The sequence below is a fragment of the Moheibacter sediminis genome, assembly GCF_900176425.1.
GTDB lineage: Bacteria > Bacteroidota > Bacteroidia > Flavobacteriales > Weeksellaceae > Moheibacter > Moheibacter sediminis.
Genome location: NZ_FWXS01000006.1, coordinates 188956 through 205722, shown reverse-complemented (window position 1 = coordinate 205722; position 16767 = coordinate 188956). Strand labels below are relative to the sequence as shown.

Annotated in this window: 15 protein-coding genes; 8 read left to right on the top strand and 7 right to left on the bottom strand. The window is 38.0% G+C overall.

The window, feature by feature from the left end:
- Positions 1–11 precede the first annotated feature (11 nt).
- From B8977_RS10440 to B8977_RS10420, 5 genes are all read left to right on the top strand, one after another.
- A complete protein-coding gene (locus B8977_RS10440) occupies positions 12–1148 on the top strand; it encodes an aspartate aminotransferase family protein (RefSeq protein ID WP_084017655.1) in 1137 nt (378 codons plus the stop codon).
- Positions 1149–1188: 40 nt separating this feature from the next.
- Positions 1189–2274: a glutamine-hydrolyzing carbamoyl-phosphate synthase small subunit gene (gene carA, locus B8977_RS10435; protein ID WP_084017654.1), complete on the top strand. Its 1086-nt coding sequence runs from the start codon at positions 1189–1191 to the stop codon at positions 2272–2274.
- Between the two features lie 10 nt (positions 2275–2284).
- A complete protein-coding gene (gene carB / locus B8977_RS10430) occupies positions 2285–5521 on the top strand; it encodes a carbamoyl-phosphate synthase (glutamine-hydrolyzing) large subunit (RefSeq protein WP_084017653.1) in 3237 nt (1078 codons plus the stop codon).
- A 157-nt stretch (positions 5522–5678) separates the two neighbouring features.
- Positions 5679–6407 (top strand): pirin family protein, encoded by a 729-nt coding sequence (locus tag B8977_RS10425; RefSeq protein WP_084017652.1) that lies wholly within the window; start codon positions 5679–5681, stop codon positions 6405–6407.
- Positions 6408–6540: 133 nt separating this feature from the next.
- Entirely contained in the window at positions 6541–6831 is a 291-nt protein-coding gene (locus B8977_RS10420) for a hypothetical protein (RefSeq protein ID WP_143736451.1), read from the top strand.
- Positions 6832–6994: 163 nt separating this feature from the next.
- Here the strand turns inward: B8977_RS10420 and B8977_RS10415 are convergent, their stop codons facing one another.
- Positions 6995–8143: an MFS transporter gene (locus tag B8977_RS10415; RefSeq protein WP_084017650.1), complete on the bottom strand. Its 1149-nt coding sequence runs from the start codon at positions 8141–8143 to the stop codon at positions 6995–6997.
- Between the two features lie 232 nt (positions 8144–8375).
- Between B8977_RS10415 and B8977_RS10410 the strand changes: the two genes are divergently transcribed.
- The gene (locus tag B8977_RS10410) at positions 8376–9347 is read left to right on the top strand and encodes an N-acetylornithine carbamoyltransferase (RefSeq protein WP_084017649.1); all 972 of its coding nucleotides are present in this window, start codon (positions 8376–8378) and stop codon (positions 9345–9347) included.
- Between the two features lie 126 nt (positions 9348–9473).
- Here B8977_RS10410 and fic read toward each other — a convergent pair whose 3' ends face one another.
- Together fic and polA are read right to left on the bottom strand one after the other, a co-directional pair.
- Complete coding sequence (gene fic / locus B8977_RS10405; protein ID WP_084017648.1) at positions 9474–10025, bottom strand: protein adenylyltransferase Fic; 552 nt, start codon at positions 10023–10025, stop codon at positions 9474–9476.
- 5 nt (positions 10026–10030) lie between these two features.
- Positions 10031–12838, bottom strand: coding sequence for a DNA polymerase I (gene polA, locus B8977_RS10400; RefSeq protein ID WP_084017647.1), 2808 nt, complete (start codon positions 12836–12838; stop codon positions 10031–10033).
- 79 nt (positions 12839–12917) lie between these two features.
- On the opposite strand from polA, the gene B8977_RS10395 reads away from it, so the two are divergent.
- Together B8977_RS10395 and B8977_RS10390 are read left to right on the top strand one after the other, a co-directional pair.
- Entirely contained in the window at positions 12918–13466 is a 549-nt protein-coding gene (locus B8977_RS10395) for a hypothetical protein (protein ID WP_084017646.1), read from the top strand.
- 92 nt (positions 13467–13558) lie between these two features.
- Entirely contained in the window at positions 13559–14380 is an 822-nt protein-coding gene (locus B8977_RS10390; protein ID WP_084017645.1) for a siderophore-interacting protein, read from the top strand.
- Here the strand turns inward: B8977_RS10390 and B8977_RS10385 are convergent.
- The 4 genes from B8977_RS10385 to B8977_RS10370 form a co-directional block, all read right to left on the bottom strand.
- Positions 14377–14709, bottom strand: a complete 333-nt coding sequence (locus B8977_RS10385) for a 2Fe-2S iron-sulfur cluster-binding protein (RefSeq protein ID WP_084017644.1) — start codon at positions 14707–14709, stop codon at positions 14377–14379. The two genes, B8977_RS10390 and B8977_RS10385, sit on opposite strands and share 4 nt — an antisense overlap.
- A 72-nt stretch (positions 14710–14781) precedes the next feature.
- A complete protein-coding gene (locus B8977_RS10380) occupies positions 14782–15273 on the bottom strand; it encodes a plastocyanin/azurin family copper-binding protein (RefSeq protein WP_084017643.1) in 492 nt (163 codons plus the stop codon).
- Between the two features lie 154 nt (positions 15274–15427).
- Positions 15428–15982, bottom strand: a complete 555-nt coding sequence (locus B8977_RS10375) for a YceI family protein (RefSeq protein WP_084017642.1) — start codon at positions 15980–15982, stop codon at positions 15428–15430.
- A 46-nt stretch (positions 15983–16028) separates the two neighbouring features.
- A complete protein-coding gene (locus tag B8977_RS10370) occupies positions 16029–16736 on the bottom strand; it encodes a hypothetical protein (protein WP_084017641.1) in 708 nt (235 codons plus the stop codon).
- Between the last annotated feature and the right edge of the window lie 31 nt (positions 16737–16767).

Here is a 16767-nt window from a genome sequence, read left to right as displayed (position 1 = left end):
AACTCTAAAAAATGAAACTATTCGACGTATATCCACTCATGAACGTAACTCCGGTCAAAGCCAAAGATTGTATTCTCTGGGATGAAAACGGAACGGAATATTTAGACTTATATGGCGGTCACGCTGTGATTTCCATTGGTCACACGCATCCACATTATGTAAACCGAATGGAAGAGCAATTGAAAAAACTGGCTTTTTACTCCAATTCCGTTCAGAATCCCATTCAGGAAAGATTAGCAGAAAAACTAGGGCAGTTGTCAGGTTATCCGGATTTCAGCCTTTTTTTATGCAATTCCGGAGCGGAGGCAAATGAAAACGCGCTAAAACTAGCATCTTTTCATACTGGAAAAAATCACATCATCGCATTCAAAGGAGCTTTTCATGGACGCACCTCCGGAGCGGTTGCTTTGACAGATAATCCTAAAATCGTTGCGCCTTTCAATGCAGGACATTCGGTTTCTTTTGTTGATTATGATTTGAATCAAATTTCAGAAATTATTAAAAGTAAAGAAGTTGCTGCCATCATTTACGAACCGATTCAAGGTGTTGGCGGAATCATTTTACCCACAGACGAATTTGTTCAAGGATTGAGAAAAATCTGTACTGAAAATGGTGTAGTTTTAATTGCAGATGAAATTCAGTCCGGTTACGGAAGAACGGGAAAATTCTTTGCACACCAGCATTCCGGCATCCAAGCCGATTTGATTACGATGGCAAAAGGAATGGGCAATGGATTTCCAATCGGAGGTGTTTTGATTTCACCGGAATTCAAAGCTTCACATGGACTTTTGGGTACGACTTTCGGGGGAAATCATTTAGGATGTGCCGCTGCCCTGGCCGTTTTGGAAGTAATTGAAAAAAAAAATCTAATTCAAAATGCAGATGAAGTGGGATTTTATATCTCAAGAACTTTGAACCGTTTGCCGAAGGTAAAAGAAATCCGCGGACGTGGTTTGATGATTGGAATCGAATTGGATTTTCCAATCGCTGGAATCAAAAATAATTTATTGCAAAAACACCGCATTTTCGTGGGAAATGCAAAAACGAATATCATTCGTCTTTTACCACCCCTGACTTTACACAAAGGATTTGCAGATAAGTTCATCAATGCATTGGAAGAAGAAATTTTAAATAAACAAGAAAATTAAATCTAATAATTTACTCAAAAACTGCACACAAAATTCAAGAATGAAAAAAGTAAAACTCGTATTTCAAGACGGACAAACCATCGAAGGAAATTCTTTCGGGGCCTATGCTTCAGCTGCCGGCGAAGTCGTTTTCAACACGGCGATGATAGGTTATCCGGAAAGTTTGACTGACCCATCTTACAAGGGGCAAATTATGGTGATGACTTTCCCAATCGTTGGAAACTATGGCGTTCCAAGCGAAACGGAAATGATTGACGAAATCGAAGCTTTCATGGAATCCCATAAAATTCAGGTAACCGGATTGGTTGTTTCGTATTATTCAGATGAATTCAGCCATTGGAACGGTTTTCAGAAATTGGGAGAATGGCTGGAAAAACAAAACATTCCCGGAATTTACGGAGTCGATACGCGCGCCATTACCAAAAAATTGCGTGAAGAAGGATCTACTTTAGGAAAAATTATTGCCGAAAATGACCTCGAATTTTACGACCCAAATCTTGACAATCTTGTTGATCAGGTTAGTTTGAAAGAAATCAAACGCTACAATGAAGGTTCTGAAATCAAAATCGTTTTGATTGATTGCGGCGTAAAAAATAACATCATTCGTTGTTTTGTAAAACGTGGTGTAGAATTAATTCGCGTACCTTGGAATTATGATTATTCGACTTTGGAATATGATGGATTATTCATTTCAAATGGTCCCGGAGATCCGACTTTGTGTGATGTAACGATTGAAAACATTAAAAAATCATTGACTGAAGACAAGCCGGTTTTCGGAATTTGCTTAGGAAATCAATTGGTTGGACTGGCTGCAGGAGCTTCTACTTTCAAACTAAAATACGGACACCGTTCGCACAACCAGCCCGTAGTCATGGCAGGCACTAAAAGATGTTTCATCACTTCTCAAAATCATGGATTTGCTTTAGACGACTCAAAACTGCCAGATGGTTGGGAAACTTATTTCAGCAATTTGAATGACGGAACTTGTGAAGGAATTCGCCACAAAGAAAAACCGTTTTTCACAGTTCAATTCCATCCTGAAGCGATGGGTGGACCTGTAGATACGGAGTTTTTATTTGATGAATTCATCAATGTCATAAAGAAATATAAAGGAGAATTGGTATAAATAAAAAAACATGATTACAAACATCAAAAAAGTATTGGTTTTAGGTTCAGGAGCTTTGAAAATCGGAGAAGCCGGAGAATTTGATTATTCAGGTTCGCAGGCGCTCAAAGCTTTGAAGGAAGAAGGAATTTATACTATACTTATCAACCCCAATATTGCTACTGTTCAGACTTCTGAAAACATTGCCGACGAAGTTTATTTCCTTCCGGTTACACCTTATTTCGTAGAAAAGGTCATCCAAAAAGAAAAACCGGATGGTGTTTTGGTCGCTTTTGGCGGACAAACGGCTTTGAATTGTGCAGTTGAATTAAACAAAAATAAAATATTCGATAAGTATAATGTCAAAGTTCTTGGAACGCCGATTTCCGTAATTGAAGCGACAGAAGACCGTGACATTTTTATCGAAAAACTAAACCAAATCAATGTTTTTACTGCAAGAAGTGAAGCGGTCGAAACTGTTTCTGATGCACTTCGTGCCGGAAATGAAATCGGATTTCCTTTGATTGTCCGAGCGGCTTATGCTTTGGGTGGATTGGGTTCGGGTTTTGCTGACAACGAAGAAGAATTAAAAGAATTGGCCGAAAAAGCATTCAATTATTCCACCCAAATTTTGGTTGAAGAATCACTGAAAGGTTGGAAAGAAGTGGAATACGAAGTCGTTCGTGACGCAGAAGACAATTGTATTACGGTTTGTAATATGGAAAATTTCGACCCGATTGGTATCCATACCGGAGAATCGATTGTTGTTGCACCATCACAGACTTTGACCAATTCCGAATACCATAAATTACGTGAAGTTGCCATCCGCACCATTCGCCACTTGGGCGTAATTGGTGAGTGCAACATTCAGTACGCACTTAATCCCAACAATGAAGAATACCGTGTCATCGAAGTAAATGCACGTCTTTCACGTTCATCTGCATTGGCATCCAAAGCGACAGGTTATCCATTGGCTTTCGTAGCGGCAAAGTTGGCTTTGGGTTACAATTTGGCTGAATTGAAAAATAGCGTTACTCAAACTACTTCAGCGATGTTTGAGCCTGCATTGGATTATTGCGTCGTGAAATTGCCTCGTTGGGATTTGAATAAATTTTACGGAGTTCGTAGAAATATTGGTTCCGCAATGAAATCCGTGGGAGAAGTGATGGCAGTTGGACGTTCGTTTGAGGAAGCGATTCAAAAAGGAATCAGAATGTTGGACATCGGACACCGTGGATTTGTGGCAAATAATTTTACAATTCCCGAAGGAGACGAATTAGACGTTTGGTTATCTGAACCGAATGATGAACGATTGTATGCGATCACTGAAGCTTTCAAAGCCGGCTATTCAATTGAAAAAATTCATGATTTGACCAAAATAGACTTATGGTTTTTACAAAGATTGGAGAAAATTTATTCGGCTTCAACTGAATTGGAAGAATTAATCCGATTTGAACAATTGCAACCTGAATTACTTTCAAAAGCAAAGAAATTAGGTTTTTCTGACCAGCAAATTGGCGTTTTAATCAAAGGAACTTCAGCTGTTCACAGATATGAATTAACCGTCAGAGAATTACGAAAAAATTACGGAATTCTTCCGGTTGCTAAACAGATTGACACTTTAGCAGCTGAATTCCCTGCACAAACCAACTATTTATATTTAACTTATCACGGAACAGAAAATGACTTACAACCCGAAACTGAAAAATCTGTTTGTATCTTAGGTTCAGGTGTTTACCGAATCGGTTCTTCAGTGGAATTTGACTGGTGTGGTGTGAATGCGGCCCAAACCGCTGCAAAAGAAGGTTACAAAACGATTATCATCAATTATAATCCTGAAACCGTTTCTACCGATTATGATATTTCGGACAGGCTTTATTTTGAAGAATTATCATTTGAACGCGTGATGGATATTTTGGAATTTGAAAATCCGTCAGGAACGATCATTTCTACGGGAGGACAAATCCCCAACAATTTAGCCATGAAATTGTATGATGAAAATATTCCGATTTTGGGAACTTCTCCACTTCGAATTGATGATGCCGAAAACCGCCATAAATTCTCTGCAATTTTGGATGAATTGGAAATTGATCAACCCCGATGGAAAGAATTATCTTCCCTCAGAGCTGTGCATGAATTTGTAAATGAAGTAGGATTTCCGGTTTTGATTCGCCCGTCTTATGTGCTTTCCGGTGCTGCGATGAATGTGGTTTCCAATACAGATGAATTGGATTCTTTCCTAAAATTAGCAAAAGAAGTTTCACCTGATTATCCGGTTGTGGTTTCAGAATTCGTGCAAGGAGCAAAGGAAATTGAATTGGATGCGGTTGTGAAGAACGGGGAGATTGTGGATTATGCAATTTCCGAACACGTAGAATTTGCTGGAGTTCACTCCGGTGATGCGACAATGTATTATCCGCCACAGAAAGTTTACATCGAAACCATCCGACAAATGCGTAAAGTAGCTGAAAAAATTGCAAAAAGATTTGAAATTTCAGGACCGATGAACATTCAGTTTTTGTCTAAAAATAATGCGGTTCGCGTGATTGAATGCAACATCAGAGCTTCACGTTCATTTCCTTTTGTCTCAAAAGTTTCTGGGAATAATTTAATCGAAAAAGCCACTAAAGTTTTGCTCGGATTGGATGTAGAAAAAGGAAATTCAGAAATCGTTTATGATTTGGATTATGTGGGTGTGAAAGCTTCTCAATTTTCATTCATACGATTAGCCGGAGCAGATCCGGTTCTTTCTGTAGATATGTCATCAACCGGAGAAGTCGGCTGTATCGGCACAACTGCTGAGGATGCTTTATTGAAATCATTGCTTTCCGTCGGCTATAAAATCCCGAAAAAAACAGTTTTGATTTCGGGTGGACCAATTGAATCTAAAGTTGCATTATTAAGTCCTGCAAAGCAATTGATTGAAAAGGGATATAAAATTTATGCAACGGAAGGAACGCATAAATTCTTTATGGAAAATGATGTTTATTCGACTTTGGTTTATTGGCCAAATGACGACAAAGAACCGAATGTAATTTCCTATCTTCAAAATAAAAAAATCGACATGGTCATCAACATTCCAAAGAATTTAACAAAAGTAGAATTAGACAATGACTACAAAATCCGTCGTACAGCAGTTGATTTTAATATTCCGTTGATTACCAATGCCAGATTGGCTGCGGCTTACATCAATGCGTTTACAACTTTGGGATTGGATGATTTGGAAATTAAGAGTTGGAATGAATATAGGAATGTAAAGAGTCATTAATTTTTAGAGATTTCTCGTTCCTCGGAAATCAAAGATTCGGCGAGGTCAATGACATAAGCCATTTTCTAACGAAAATGGCTTTTTCGTTCTTATCTTACATCAATGTAGAAATCTCTTCGTTTTCAGAACTTTGTATAAGAAAAATAAGAGATTGATTATGAAAACTGTATTTCACAAAGCCGACAGCAGAGGACATGCCAACCATGGTTGGTTGGATTCTTATCATACATTTAGTTTTGCCAACTATCAGGATGATAAACGTTCAAATTTTGGAGTTTTAAGAGTTGTGAATGATGACACTGTCAAAGGAGGAATGGGTTTCGGGACACATCCACACCGCGACATGGAAATCATTTCGATTCCGTTGGAAGGAGATTTGGAACACAAGGACTCTACGGGAACCAGGGGTGTTATTCAAAAAGGGGAAATCCAGGTAATGAGTGCTGGTAAAGGCGTTCAGCACAGTGAATACAATCACAATAAGGATAAGGATGTAAAATTTCTTCAGATTTGGATTTTTCCCAGAGAGTTGGGTGTGGAACCGAGAGGCGAGCAGATGAGTATGAAAGATGGTGAAATTAGAAATGAATTCCAGCAGATAATTTCTCCGAATGTGGATGATGCAGGATTGTGGATTCATCAAGATGCTTGGTTCAATTTAGCGAAGTTTGATAAGGGTATTTCGAGAAAATATAAAATTCATCAAGAAGGAAATGGTGTGTATGTTTTTGTGGTCAATGGTTCGGCGAAAATCGATGATCAGGAGTTGAACAGCAGAGATGGTTTTGGAATATGGGATGTGGATGGTTTTAAGCTGGAGGCAACTGAAGATGCAGAGATATTGTTGATGGAAATCCCGATGAATTTACCCGAGTATTTAAGATAAATTTTTCATAGTTTTTAGGTTAATAGAGGGGACTTGCCTGGTTGGAAAACTGAGCAGGTCTTTTTTTGTTGCGAAGTTCGAGGTTAACTTTGGGTTGAGGAAAATGGCTGAGTAGGGGGAAGTATTGGCCAAGGTGGTGAGAGTTTTGCCTGAGGTGGTGGTTGTTTTATATGCGACGATCGCTATTTTACTTGAGACGGTGGCTATTTTACTTAAACTGACGACAATTCTATTTGAGTCTGTGACTGTTTTATCTGAGTTGATGGGTATTTTACATGAGTCGGTGCCTGTTTTACCTAAGTCGATCGCTATTTCACTTGAGTGGGCGGCTATTTTACCTGTTTTCGGCTGTTGCAAACTCCGCTATGGTAATGGGATGATTGCGAATTTTAGTTTTTTTGCTGGGTTTTGCCAGCGCCCGTGATGAAGGCATTTGTTTAAGCTCTTTTTGTGAATCTCGCGGATGCGAATTTCACAAAAAAGCGAGTGCCGACAGCGCGATAAGGCGCCCAAAATTTATAAGGCAAAAGTAAAAAGGCAAAGCGTAAAAGTAACTCAAGGGAAATTTTTAATAATTAATTTTAGATTTAGGTATTTTCCATCTTTTTGATTTCTTTAAAGGTGAGCATGGAGAGTGGGATGAACATGAAACCTGCGATGAGGAAGGTAATGAATGCGTTTTGGAGTCCGAATAGTTCTGAAAGGTACCCAATAATCGGCGGACCAATGAAAAGTCCGACGGTGGAATAGGTGCTGACAATGGAAATGACGATACCGACAGAATATTTCTTGGCTTTGCTGGTAAGCATGTATGTCATCGGGAATAGCGATGAAATCCCAAATCCGACGAGGCAAAATCCTATAAGTGCTACCCAAAATACAGGGAACAATATGGCGATGGAGATGCCGAGCATCACGCAGATGGAACTGGCCATGTAGAGTGTTTGGATGGAGAAATGTTCTATGAGTTTGTCTATGCTCAAACGGGAAATGGTCATACAAATCATGAATAAGAGGTAACCGAATGTGTAGAGTTCGGCTTTTACGACTTCTTTGAAATAGACTCCGTTCCAGTCGTACATACCGCCTTCGCAGACTGCTGCAAAAAACACGAGCAATCCGAGCAGCATGATGTATCTACTGGGTTTTCCGAGTTTGAATCCTCCGCCTGAAGCGGCTTTGTCTTTTTGGATCAAATGGGGATAGGCTGAGAAAATGATGATGATTCCGAGGAGGGCGATGGTGACGAAATGCCATTCCATAGAGATTTCAAAGTGCAGCATGAGAGTGGAAATCAAAACGCCTAAAATCCCGCCCATGCTCCAAATGGCGTGGAATGAACCTACGATTTTTTTTGTAAATTTTTCTTGTAATGAAATGGATTGGGTATTGATGGAAATGTTGATGACGCGCAGTGCGATGGAAAAAACGACCAATGCGGCGATGACCGTCCAGAGGGAATTCGTAAAACCTATTGCTAACAAAGACGCAATAAACAAAAAACTGGCGTACCGCAATGGTATGCGGCTGTCATATTTGGAAATTAACCAACCAGAAAGCGGAATGCCTATCAAAGCACTTGCGGGCATGGTGATGAGTAAACTCCCTAATACGTCATCGCTGAGCTGGTATTGGTCTTTGAGCGTGGGGATGCGGGAAGCCCAAGATGAGAAACAAATTCCTGATAATAAGAAAAAACTTGATAGGGCTACGCGCTGCTTTTGTTTGGTGTCCAAAACCTGAATAAATTGAATTGCAAAAGTAGGGTTTATCGGGATTTAATTGGGTCTTTGGTTTGTAAAAAAAATGGTTAAATATTATGAGAAATTTCTCCTACCCCTGCCTGTCGGCAGACAGGTCGAAATGACAATTCGGGTTAAATTTTATTTGAAAATCATTTTTAGAAACGAGTTCTTTTCTTTTTATAATGCGTAGATTTGAATTCTGAAAAAAAAACTTAGTTTTCAGATGCAAAATTTTATCTCTTTCAACGACGTTGAAAATTATACCCAACTTTTAAATACTGCTTTAGAAATCAAGTCCAATCCTTTTGGACAACAAGATTTGGGCAAAAATAAAACCATAGGTTTGTTGTTCTTCAATCCCAGTTTACGTACCCGTTTGAGTTCCGTGAAAGCGGCTTACAATCTTGGCGCGAACTGCTGGGTTCTGAATGCAGGAGCGGATTCCTGGACTTTGGAAATGTCGGACGGAACGGTGATGAACGGCGATACGCAGGAACACATCAAAGAAGCCATCGGTGTGATGAGTGCCTATTGCGACATTTTGGGTGTGCGGACTTTTCCGAAACTGGAAGAAAGAGATTACGACTACAATGAAGTGATGTTTAATAAAGTGAAGGAACTTTCTTCTGTTCCGGTTGTGAGCCTGGAAAGTGCGACTTTGCATCCGCTTCAGTCTTTTGCGGATTTGATTACGGTAGCTGAATATTCGGGTTACCAACCTCATCAGAAATTTGATAAAAAGGTAAAAGTCGTGATGACTTGGGCACCGCATCCGAGGAAATTACCGCAAGCGGTTCCGAATTCATTTGCGCAATGGTTTTCTAAGGTTGATTGGGTTGATTTTACGATTACACATCCGAAAGGTTATGAATTAAGCTCGGATTTCACGCAAGGTGCACACATAGAATACGACCAGGAAAAGGCTTTTGAAGATGCTGATTTCATCTATGCTAAAAACTGGAGCAGCTTTGAAAATTACGGGCAAATCATCCCACAGGAAATGGATTGGCAAGTAACTTTGGACAAAATGAAACTGACCAATAACGGGAAATTTATGCATTGTTTACCTGTTCGCAGGAATGTGGTGGTGAGCGATGGTGTTTTGGATTCGGAACATTCGATTGTGATTCCGGAGGCGACGAACAGGATTTATTCGGCACAGACTGTTTTTCATGAGATTTTAAAAACTCTTTAAATAAAAAAAGCCTTGTCAAAGTTTTAAACTTTGACAAGGCTTTTTTATACATTGTACGTTTTGCCTGAGGTAAAGAGGGAACTCAACAACACCCAAATCCAGCGATTATAAAATCAGAAAGCGAGATTATTCTTCGTCCTTTTGATAACCCTCATAATAATAAGACTGTTCAATTCCTTTAAAGATAATTTCTCTATTGTCTACTTCATCAGTTAAATTGTCTTTCAGAAGCGTTCTTAACTCCAAAGCGTTGATGGGACTTCTCTCCATCGATTGCAAATAAAGCGTTTTGTCAATAAATTGCCAGTTTACTACTTTCTTGAGTTGTTTTTTTAAAATCATGTCCAGCCAAATGCGCATAGATCTGCCATTTCCTTCCATAAATGGATGTGCAATATTCATCTCGACATATTTGGCAATGATTTCTTCAAAAGAACTTTCAGGCATTTGCTCAATTTTCACAAGAATTTCTTGAAGATACAATGCATTTGCAAATCTAAAACCGCCTTTTGAAATATTATGGTTTCGAATTTCACCTGCAAAATCATACAAACCGTCAAACAGATAACAATGTATTTCTTTGAGTCCCCTGGTTGTGCCAATTTCTATTTTTTGGATGTCATTCGATTCAAACAATCGATATGCATTTTCTAAACTGTTTTTGTCAATATTTTTCATAAGATTTAATGCGCTTCTAACCAATTTTGCCCAACTCCGATTTCGACTTCGATCGGAACACTCATTTTCACAGCAGATTCCATCGTTTGTTTGATGATGGGCTGGACGATTTCGAGTTCGTCTTTGGGAACGTCGAACACCAATTCATCATGCACTTGCAGGAGCATTTTTGTTTTGAAGTTTTCCTTTAAATTCTTTTGTAAATTGATCATCGCGATTTTGATGATGTCCGCCGCGCTTCCCTGAATCGGCGCGTTGACCGCATTTCTTTCGGCATGGCTTCGCACTACTGCATTTCGGGAATTGATGTCTTTCAGGTATCTTCTTCGCCCTAAAATTGTTTCGACATAACCTTGTTCACGGGCAGTTTGAATTTGACCTTCCATGTACTTTTTCAGAATCGGATAAGTTTCATAATAAGCATCGATCAACTGTTTAGATTCCGAACGGGAAAGTCCGGTTTGTTCACTCAAACCAAAAGCAGAAACACCATAAATGATTCCGAAATTTACGGTTTTCGCATGGCTCCTTTGTTCGCGCGTTACCTCTTCCAAAGCAACTTTGAACACATTGGCAGCGGTCGAACGGTGAATATCTTCTCCATTTCTGAACGATTCTAACATCTTCGGATCTTCGCTCAATTCGGCAATGATGCGCAATTCAATCTGTGAATAATCGGCAGAAACCAACACGTGGTTTTCATCGCGTGCGACAAATGCTTTACGGATTTCGCGGCCTTGTTCCGAACGGATGGGAATATTTTGCAAATTCGGATTCACAGAAGCCAATCTTCCTGTTGCAGCAACGGTTTGACTGAATGTTGTATGCACTCTTTTGGTATCCGGACTTACTTCTTTGGGCAAAGCATCGACGTAAGTAGATTTTAGTTTTTGAAGTTGGCGGTAATCTAAAATATCGTTGATAATCGGATGTTTGTCGCGCAATTTGGTCAAAACTTCCTCACCGGTTGCGTATTGTCCGGTTGAAGTTTTCTTTGCTTTTGAATCTAATTGTAATTGGTCAAATAAAATTTCTCCTAATTGTTTCGGAGAATTCAAATTGAATTCAACTCCGGCATCGGCATAAATTTTCTTTTCTAATTCTACGATGTCGGCTGTTATTTTTACCGATTGTTCTGCCAAAACATCTGTATCCAAACGAATTCCTTCGATTTCCATGTCAGAAAGCACTTCCATTAGCGGCATTTCTATTTCTTCAAATAATTTCTGCGCATTGACTTCCGGCAATTGTGGCGCAAAGAAATGTTTGAGCTGTAAAGTGATGTCGGCGTCTTCCACCGCATATTCTTTTTGCTGCTCTAATTCAACCTCGCTAAAAAGCTTTTGGTTTTTACCTTTTTTTCCAATTAAAGATTCGATGGAAACGGGTTTGTATTGCAGGTAAGTTTCCGACAAAACATCCATTCCATGTCGCATATCGGGATTTAAAAGGTAATGCGCAACCATCGTATCAAAAGATTTTCCTTTGGGTTCTATTCCGTATTTGTAAAGGACTTTGTAATCGTATTTCAGGTTATGGCCTATTTTCAAAACGGATTCCGATTCGAAAAAAGGGTTGAATTCTTCTATTATTGATTTGGCTTCGTCAAAATTGTCAGGAAACGGAATGTAATAACCTTTTCCTTGTTCAAAGCTGAATGAAATCCCTACCAATTCAGCACTTAAAGCATTCAATCCTGTGGTTTCTGTATCGAAACAAACTTCTGGTTGTTTGAGTAATTTATCTAATAATAATTTACGTCCCATTTTTCCTTCTACCAATTGGTACAAATGGTCATAGGTATCAATTTCTTTGTAATAAGATTCACTCGTCAATTCTGAAGGTGCTACTTCATTTTCTCCAAACAAAGATGCCTGAACAGCAAGCTGAGAAACGGTTTTAGCTTTTTCTGTGACTTGTGTTTCCAGATTAAAAGTTCGGTAAAAATTTTCGAGTAACTGACGGAACTCCAGTTCCATGAAAAGTTCTTTGACCCTTTCTATATTGGGTGCGCACATTGTCAAATCTTCTTCATCAAATTCCACCGGCGCATCTGTAAGAATTGTGGCTAATTTTTTAGAAAGAATTCCTAATTCCTTGTTGGCTTCTATGTTTGCTTTAAGTTTTCCTTTGAGTTCGTGGGTGTGTTCAAGTAAATTTTCCAAAGATCCATAATCTTTGATGAATTTTTTGGCAGTCTTCTCTCCGACTCCCGGAAGCCCCGGAATATTATCCACGCTGTCACCCATCATTCCTAGAAAATCAACTACTTGCATCGGATGATCGACTTCAAATTTGGCTTTGACTTCTTCCACCCCCCATATTTCAATTCCCTTTCCAAATGCGGGAGGGCGGTACATTTTAATTTTATCAGTTACTAATTGCGCGAAATCTTTATCGGGTGTCACCATATAGGTTGTAAAACCTCTTTCTTCAGCTTTTTGCGCCAGAGTTCCGATGACGTCATCGGCTTCGTAACCCTCTGCAAAAAGCACGGGAATACACAGTGCTTTTAATATTTCCTGAATGTATGGTACCGCAATCTTGATGGCTTCGGGCGTTTCATCGCGGTTGGCTTTGTATTGATCGTAATCGACTGTTCTTACAGTCGCCTGCCCCACGTCAAAAACCACTGCAATGTGTGTGGGCTGTTCACGCTTCAAAACGTCAAGCAACGAGTTCGTGAAACCCATAATTGCAGACGTATTCAATCCTTTTGAGTTAATTCTAGGACTTTTGATAAATGCGTAATATCCTCTGAAAATTAGAGCGTAAGCGTCTAGTAAAAATAATCTTTTGTCTTCTGAATTCATAGGAGGTAAAGGTAACAAAATTGGAATTTTATATAGGGTAAATTCTATATATTTGTGCAAACTAAAATTTATTAAAATCATGAAAATCTTCTTTTCATTTGTACTGTTAAGCTTCATAACTATCTGTAACGGGCAGGCAAAAAGCGTTGACATCATTGATTTCTATTCGTGGAAAGCTTCTGACGGAAATAAATATGAAGTGATGATCGTTACTGAAGAATTCTCTGAAACAGGGGAAACCCCTGCGACTATTCGCGTAAAATATGCGAGGAGCAACGGAATCTACAACATCGTTGAGTTTTATTCGACCATGTACCATGAGTATGATGAAGATTCTAACTTGATCATCTATTTGATGGCTGACTCTGAAGCTTCATTTATACAAGGAGCTGGAACTTATTCACCTGATAATTTCGTATTGTCTTATGATGAAAATGGTTATTTGATTTCGGGTTTGCAAGCGGACAATAATGAATTGGACAAAGTAGAAGAGGATACGGTTTATGCGGACATGGAGGCGGTAGAATATGGCGATGGCGCTAACATGCGAATACTTATCAAAAATTTCTATACAAAAGCAGATCCTTTGTACACGGATCTGATGAATTATACAGCTACATTTGATTAATCTATTGACGATAGATTTTTATTATTTAGAATCATTCTACATAAATAATTTTTGATTAGCTTTACAACGAATTTAAAAATGTAAAGTGAATTATGAGTCCGAAAAGTTCAAAAAATATTCAGGCAGAATTAATTGTAACAAGAAAAGAATATCTTACTCCACATTACATAAGAGTTTACCTGACCGGAGAAGACATTGAATTGTTTGACAATACAACGATTGGCGTCAATAATAAAATTCTGATTCCGCCAAAAGGAATTAATCAAATTCATTTTCCTGAATTTGATTATGAAAATATGCGTTGGAAACCTCAGCCGGATGAAATCCGTCCTTTTGTGCGAACATATACGCATCGAGGAATTGATTTAAATTCCAAAGAAATCTGGATTGATTTTGTAGCGCACGGAGATGAAGGTCCGGCCTCTGCCTGGGCGATTTCCGCTGAAAAAGGAGATGTGCTAGGTGTGATGATGCACGACGGAAAATCTGAACTTTATTCCCAAGCTAAATCTTATGTTTTGGTAGGTGATGCAACGGCAATTCCTGTGATAAGTGCTATCCTTGAAGATTTGCCAGAATCAGCAAAAGGCGTTTGCGTACTGGAAGTTCATGACCGTGAAGACATCCAAAAAATTAAAACCAAAGCAGATATTCATTTTTTGTGGTTATTTAATGCAGATCCTCAAAAAGGAAGTGAATTGTTTGAAGTCATAAAAGGTTTGAGCTTACCTGAAGAATATAAATTTGGTTATGTGGCAGCTGAATTTTCAACGGTAAAAAATATTCGAAATTATCTCAGAAAAGAACTTCATTGGGGGCAGGAAGAATTGTATGCTTATTCTTATTGGAAATCAGGCATCGCAGAAGATGCATCCGCTGCAGACCGTAGAAAAGAAAAGGAATCGATTGATTAGTACTCAGGCGCAAGTTCCAGAACTAGCCCTTCGAGTTCTTCGGTAATATTGATTTGACAGCCTAAACGGCTGTTTTCTTTTTTATTAAAAGCCTCCCAAAGCATGGCTTCTTCATCGTCCTGCATCGGTGGGATCTCCACGTCTTCTGACAAAATATAACATTGGCAAGACGCACACATTGCCATTCCTCCACAGATACCAATCGTGCCTTCAGGTGCCAATTCATAAGCACGAACGAGTTCCATTACGTTCATTGCCATGTCGGTTGGAGCTTCTACTTCATGGGAAATTCCGTCGCGGTCTATGATAGTAATTTTAACGTCTGCCATTCTTTGAAATTAAAATGCAAAATTAGAACAACTTTGGCAAAGTTCAGGATTTTGCCAAAGTTTAGAATCTGTTTAAATCGCTGTGATAGTTCCTTTCATTGCGATCCAGTGTCCCGGAAAAGTACAGATAAAAGTATATTTGCCCGGCTCTTTCAAAGTAAATTTGATGGTTTCAGATTCGCCCGGACCCAAAAGTTTGGTTTGTGCGATGATGTCTGTGATGTACAATTCTGAAATGTAATTGGTTTCTTTTGCTTTTGCTGAGGCATTTGCAAACTGCGCTACATCAGCATTTTTCTCTAAAACCACAACGTTGTGTCCCATTGTTTCCAATGGCAAAATGCCTTCATTCGTAAAAGTCAAAGTAACTTCCTGACCTGCATTGACGGTGAATTTTGTTGTGTCAAATTTCATTTCGTCATTTCCTTTGAGAGAAATTTCATTGGAAACGGAAGTTTCAGTTGAAGTTTCTTTTGTTGGAACAGTTGTTTCTGCTTCTTTTTTGTCAGAGCCGCAGGAAATTAATCCAATGGATAAAATGGAAATTAATAGTAATTTTTTCATGTTTGTTTAGCTTTAAATCTTTATAAATTTAATTCTAATTCTCTAAAATGAAAATGAGGGATATCAGCACTGTTATAAATCATTTAAAAGAAAAATTCCCCTCACTTCGAGAACTTCAGTGAACGGAATTTATTATATTTTGAATGAATTCTATTTAGAAAGCCAATTTCACTTCCAACTCAAATTCATCATTGATTGCCCTATCGCCGATTCCTTCGAAGAAAGATTTCGAACCGTATTTGATGTCATATTTCGTCCTGTCTACATTGAATTTCGCTGTGGCCGAATTGTCCTTTACTGTGATGTCAAAAGTAACTGAATTTGTAATCCCCTTGATGGTCATATCGGCAGTCACCGTATAAACGCCTTTTCCTTTGTCGGCAATCTTTTTGAAATCCAATTTTGAAGTCGGATGTTTGTCAACGCCGAAAAAGTCTTCCGCTTTCAAGTGTCCGTCCAGTTTATCTTTGGTTTTCCCTTCCACATCCGTCGCGCTGATGGTCGTCATATCCACAGTAAAACTTCCTCCTGTTAATTTTTTACCGTCAAAAACCAAAGTTCCGTCTTTGAAATCAAGGGTTCCGTCGTGCTGACCCGTTATTTTCTTTCCAACCCAATGGATTGAGCTCTTTGAAGTATCTATTTTTTTGTTTTGTGCATTTAATCCGAATGAAACGAATAAAATAAGCAATGCTGATAATAATTTCATATATTTTTTTGAATTAGTTCTATTCTCAGTGATTTACAATTCTTTACTAAAAAACTCTTACAAACCTAAACAATAAAATCAAAATTCCAACTCCAATTACTATTTTGTATTTAATGTCAATCTTTTTTCTCTTTTGATTTAAATACTCTACATTTAATGAGTATCTTTTATATTGGTTATCAGACATTTTAATATTTTTCAATCTTTTTATAATCTTTTCATTTACATCATGTACAGCAGTATTTTTAGTTGGTTTGTTTTTAGGAATTATATCACAGATATCTAAACTTGAATTGATTATTTTTTCTTTGTATGCTTGAATATTTGGATTGTAATCAAAATGATTTAAAATATATTCCACTAAATAACTGAGAGAATCATCAATACGCTTTAGTTTATATTCATAACCTGTTTCAGCATATTTTAATGCATTTTTAACTGATTCCAAGTTATTAAATGCTTGGTTTAACTGAACCTCTAAATCATTTATGATTTTTGTTTTAATGTCATTAACTGCTAAATAATCAACCGATTTTAGGACAGCAATTATGATGGTATAATTTTTAGTGTCAAGATTCTTGAAGTAAATACTTTTGAAGCTATTGTATAAATCATTTTTGATATACTCCTTAAACTCCTCAGAAAAAATCCTATTTGAAAAATCTTCGGCAATTTTAATATCTGCATTATACAATAAATTGCTTATAGGTTTATCATTTTCAATTTGCTCTTTAAATGTTAATCCATTATTCATTTATTGATAAAATTTTAATTTCAAAAAAAAT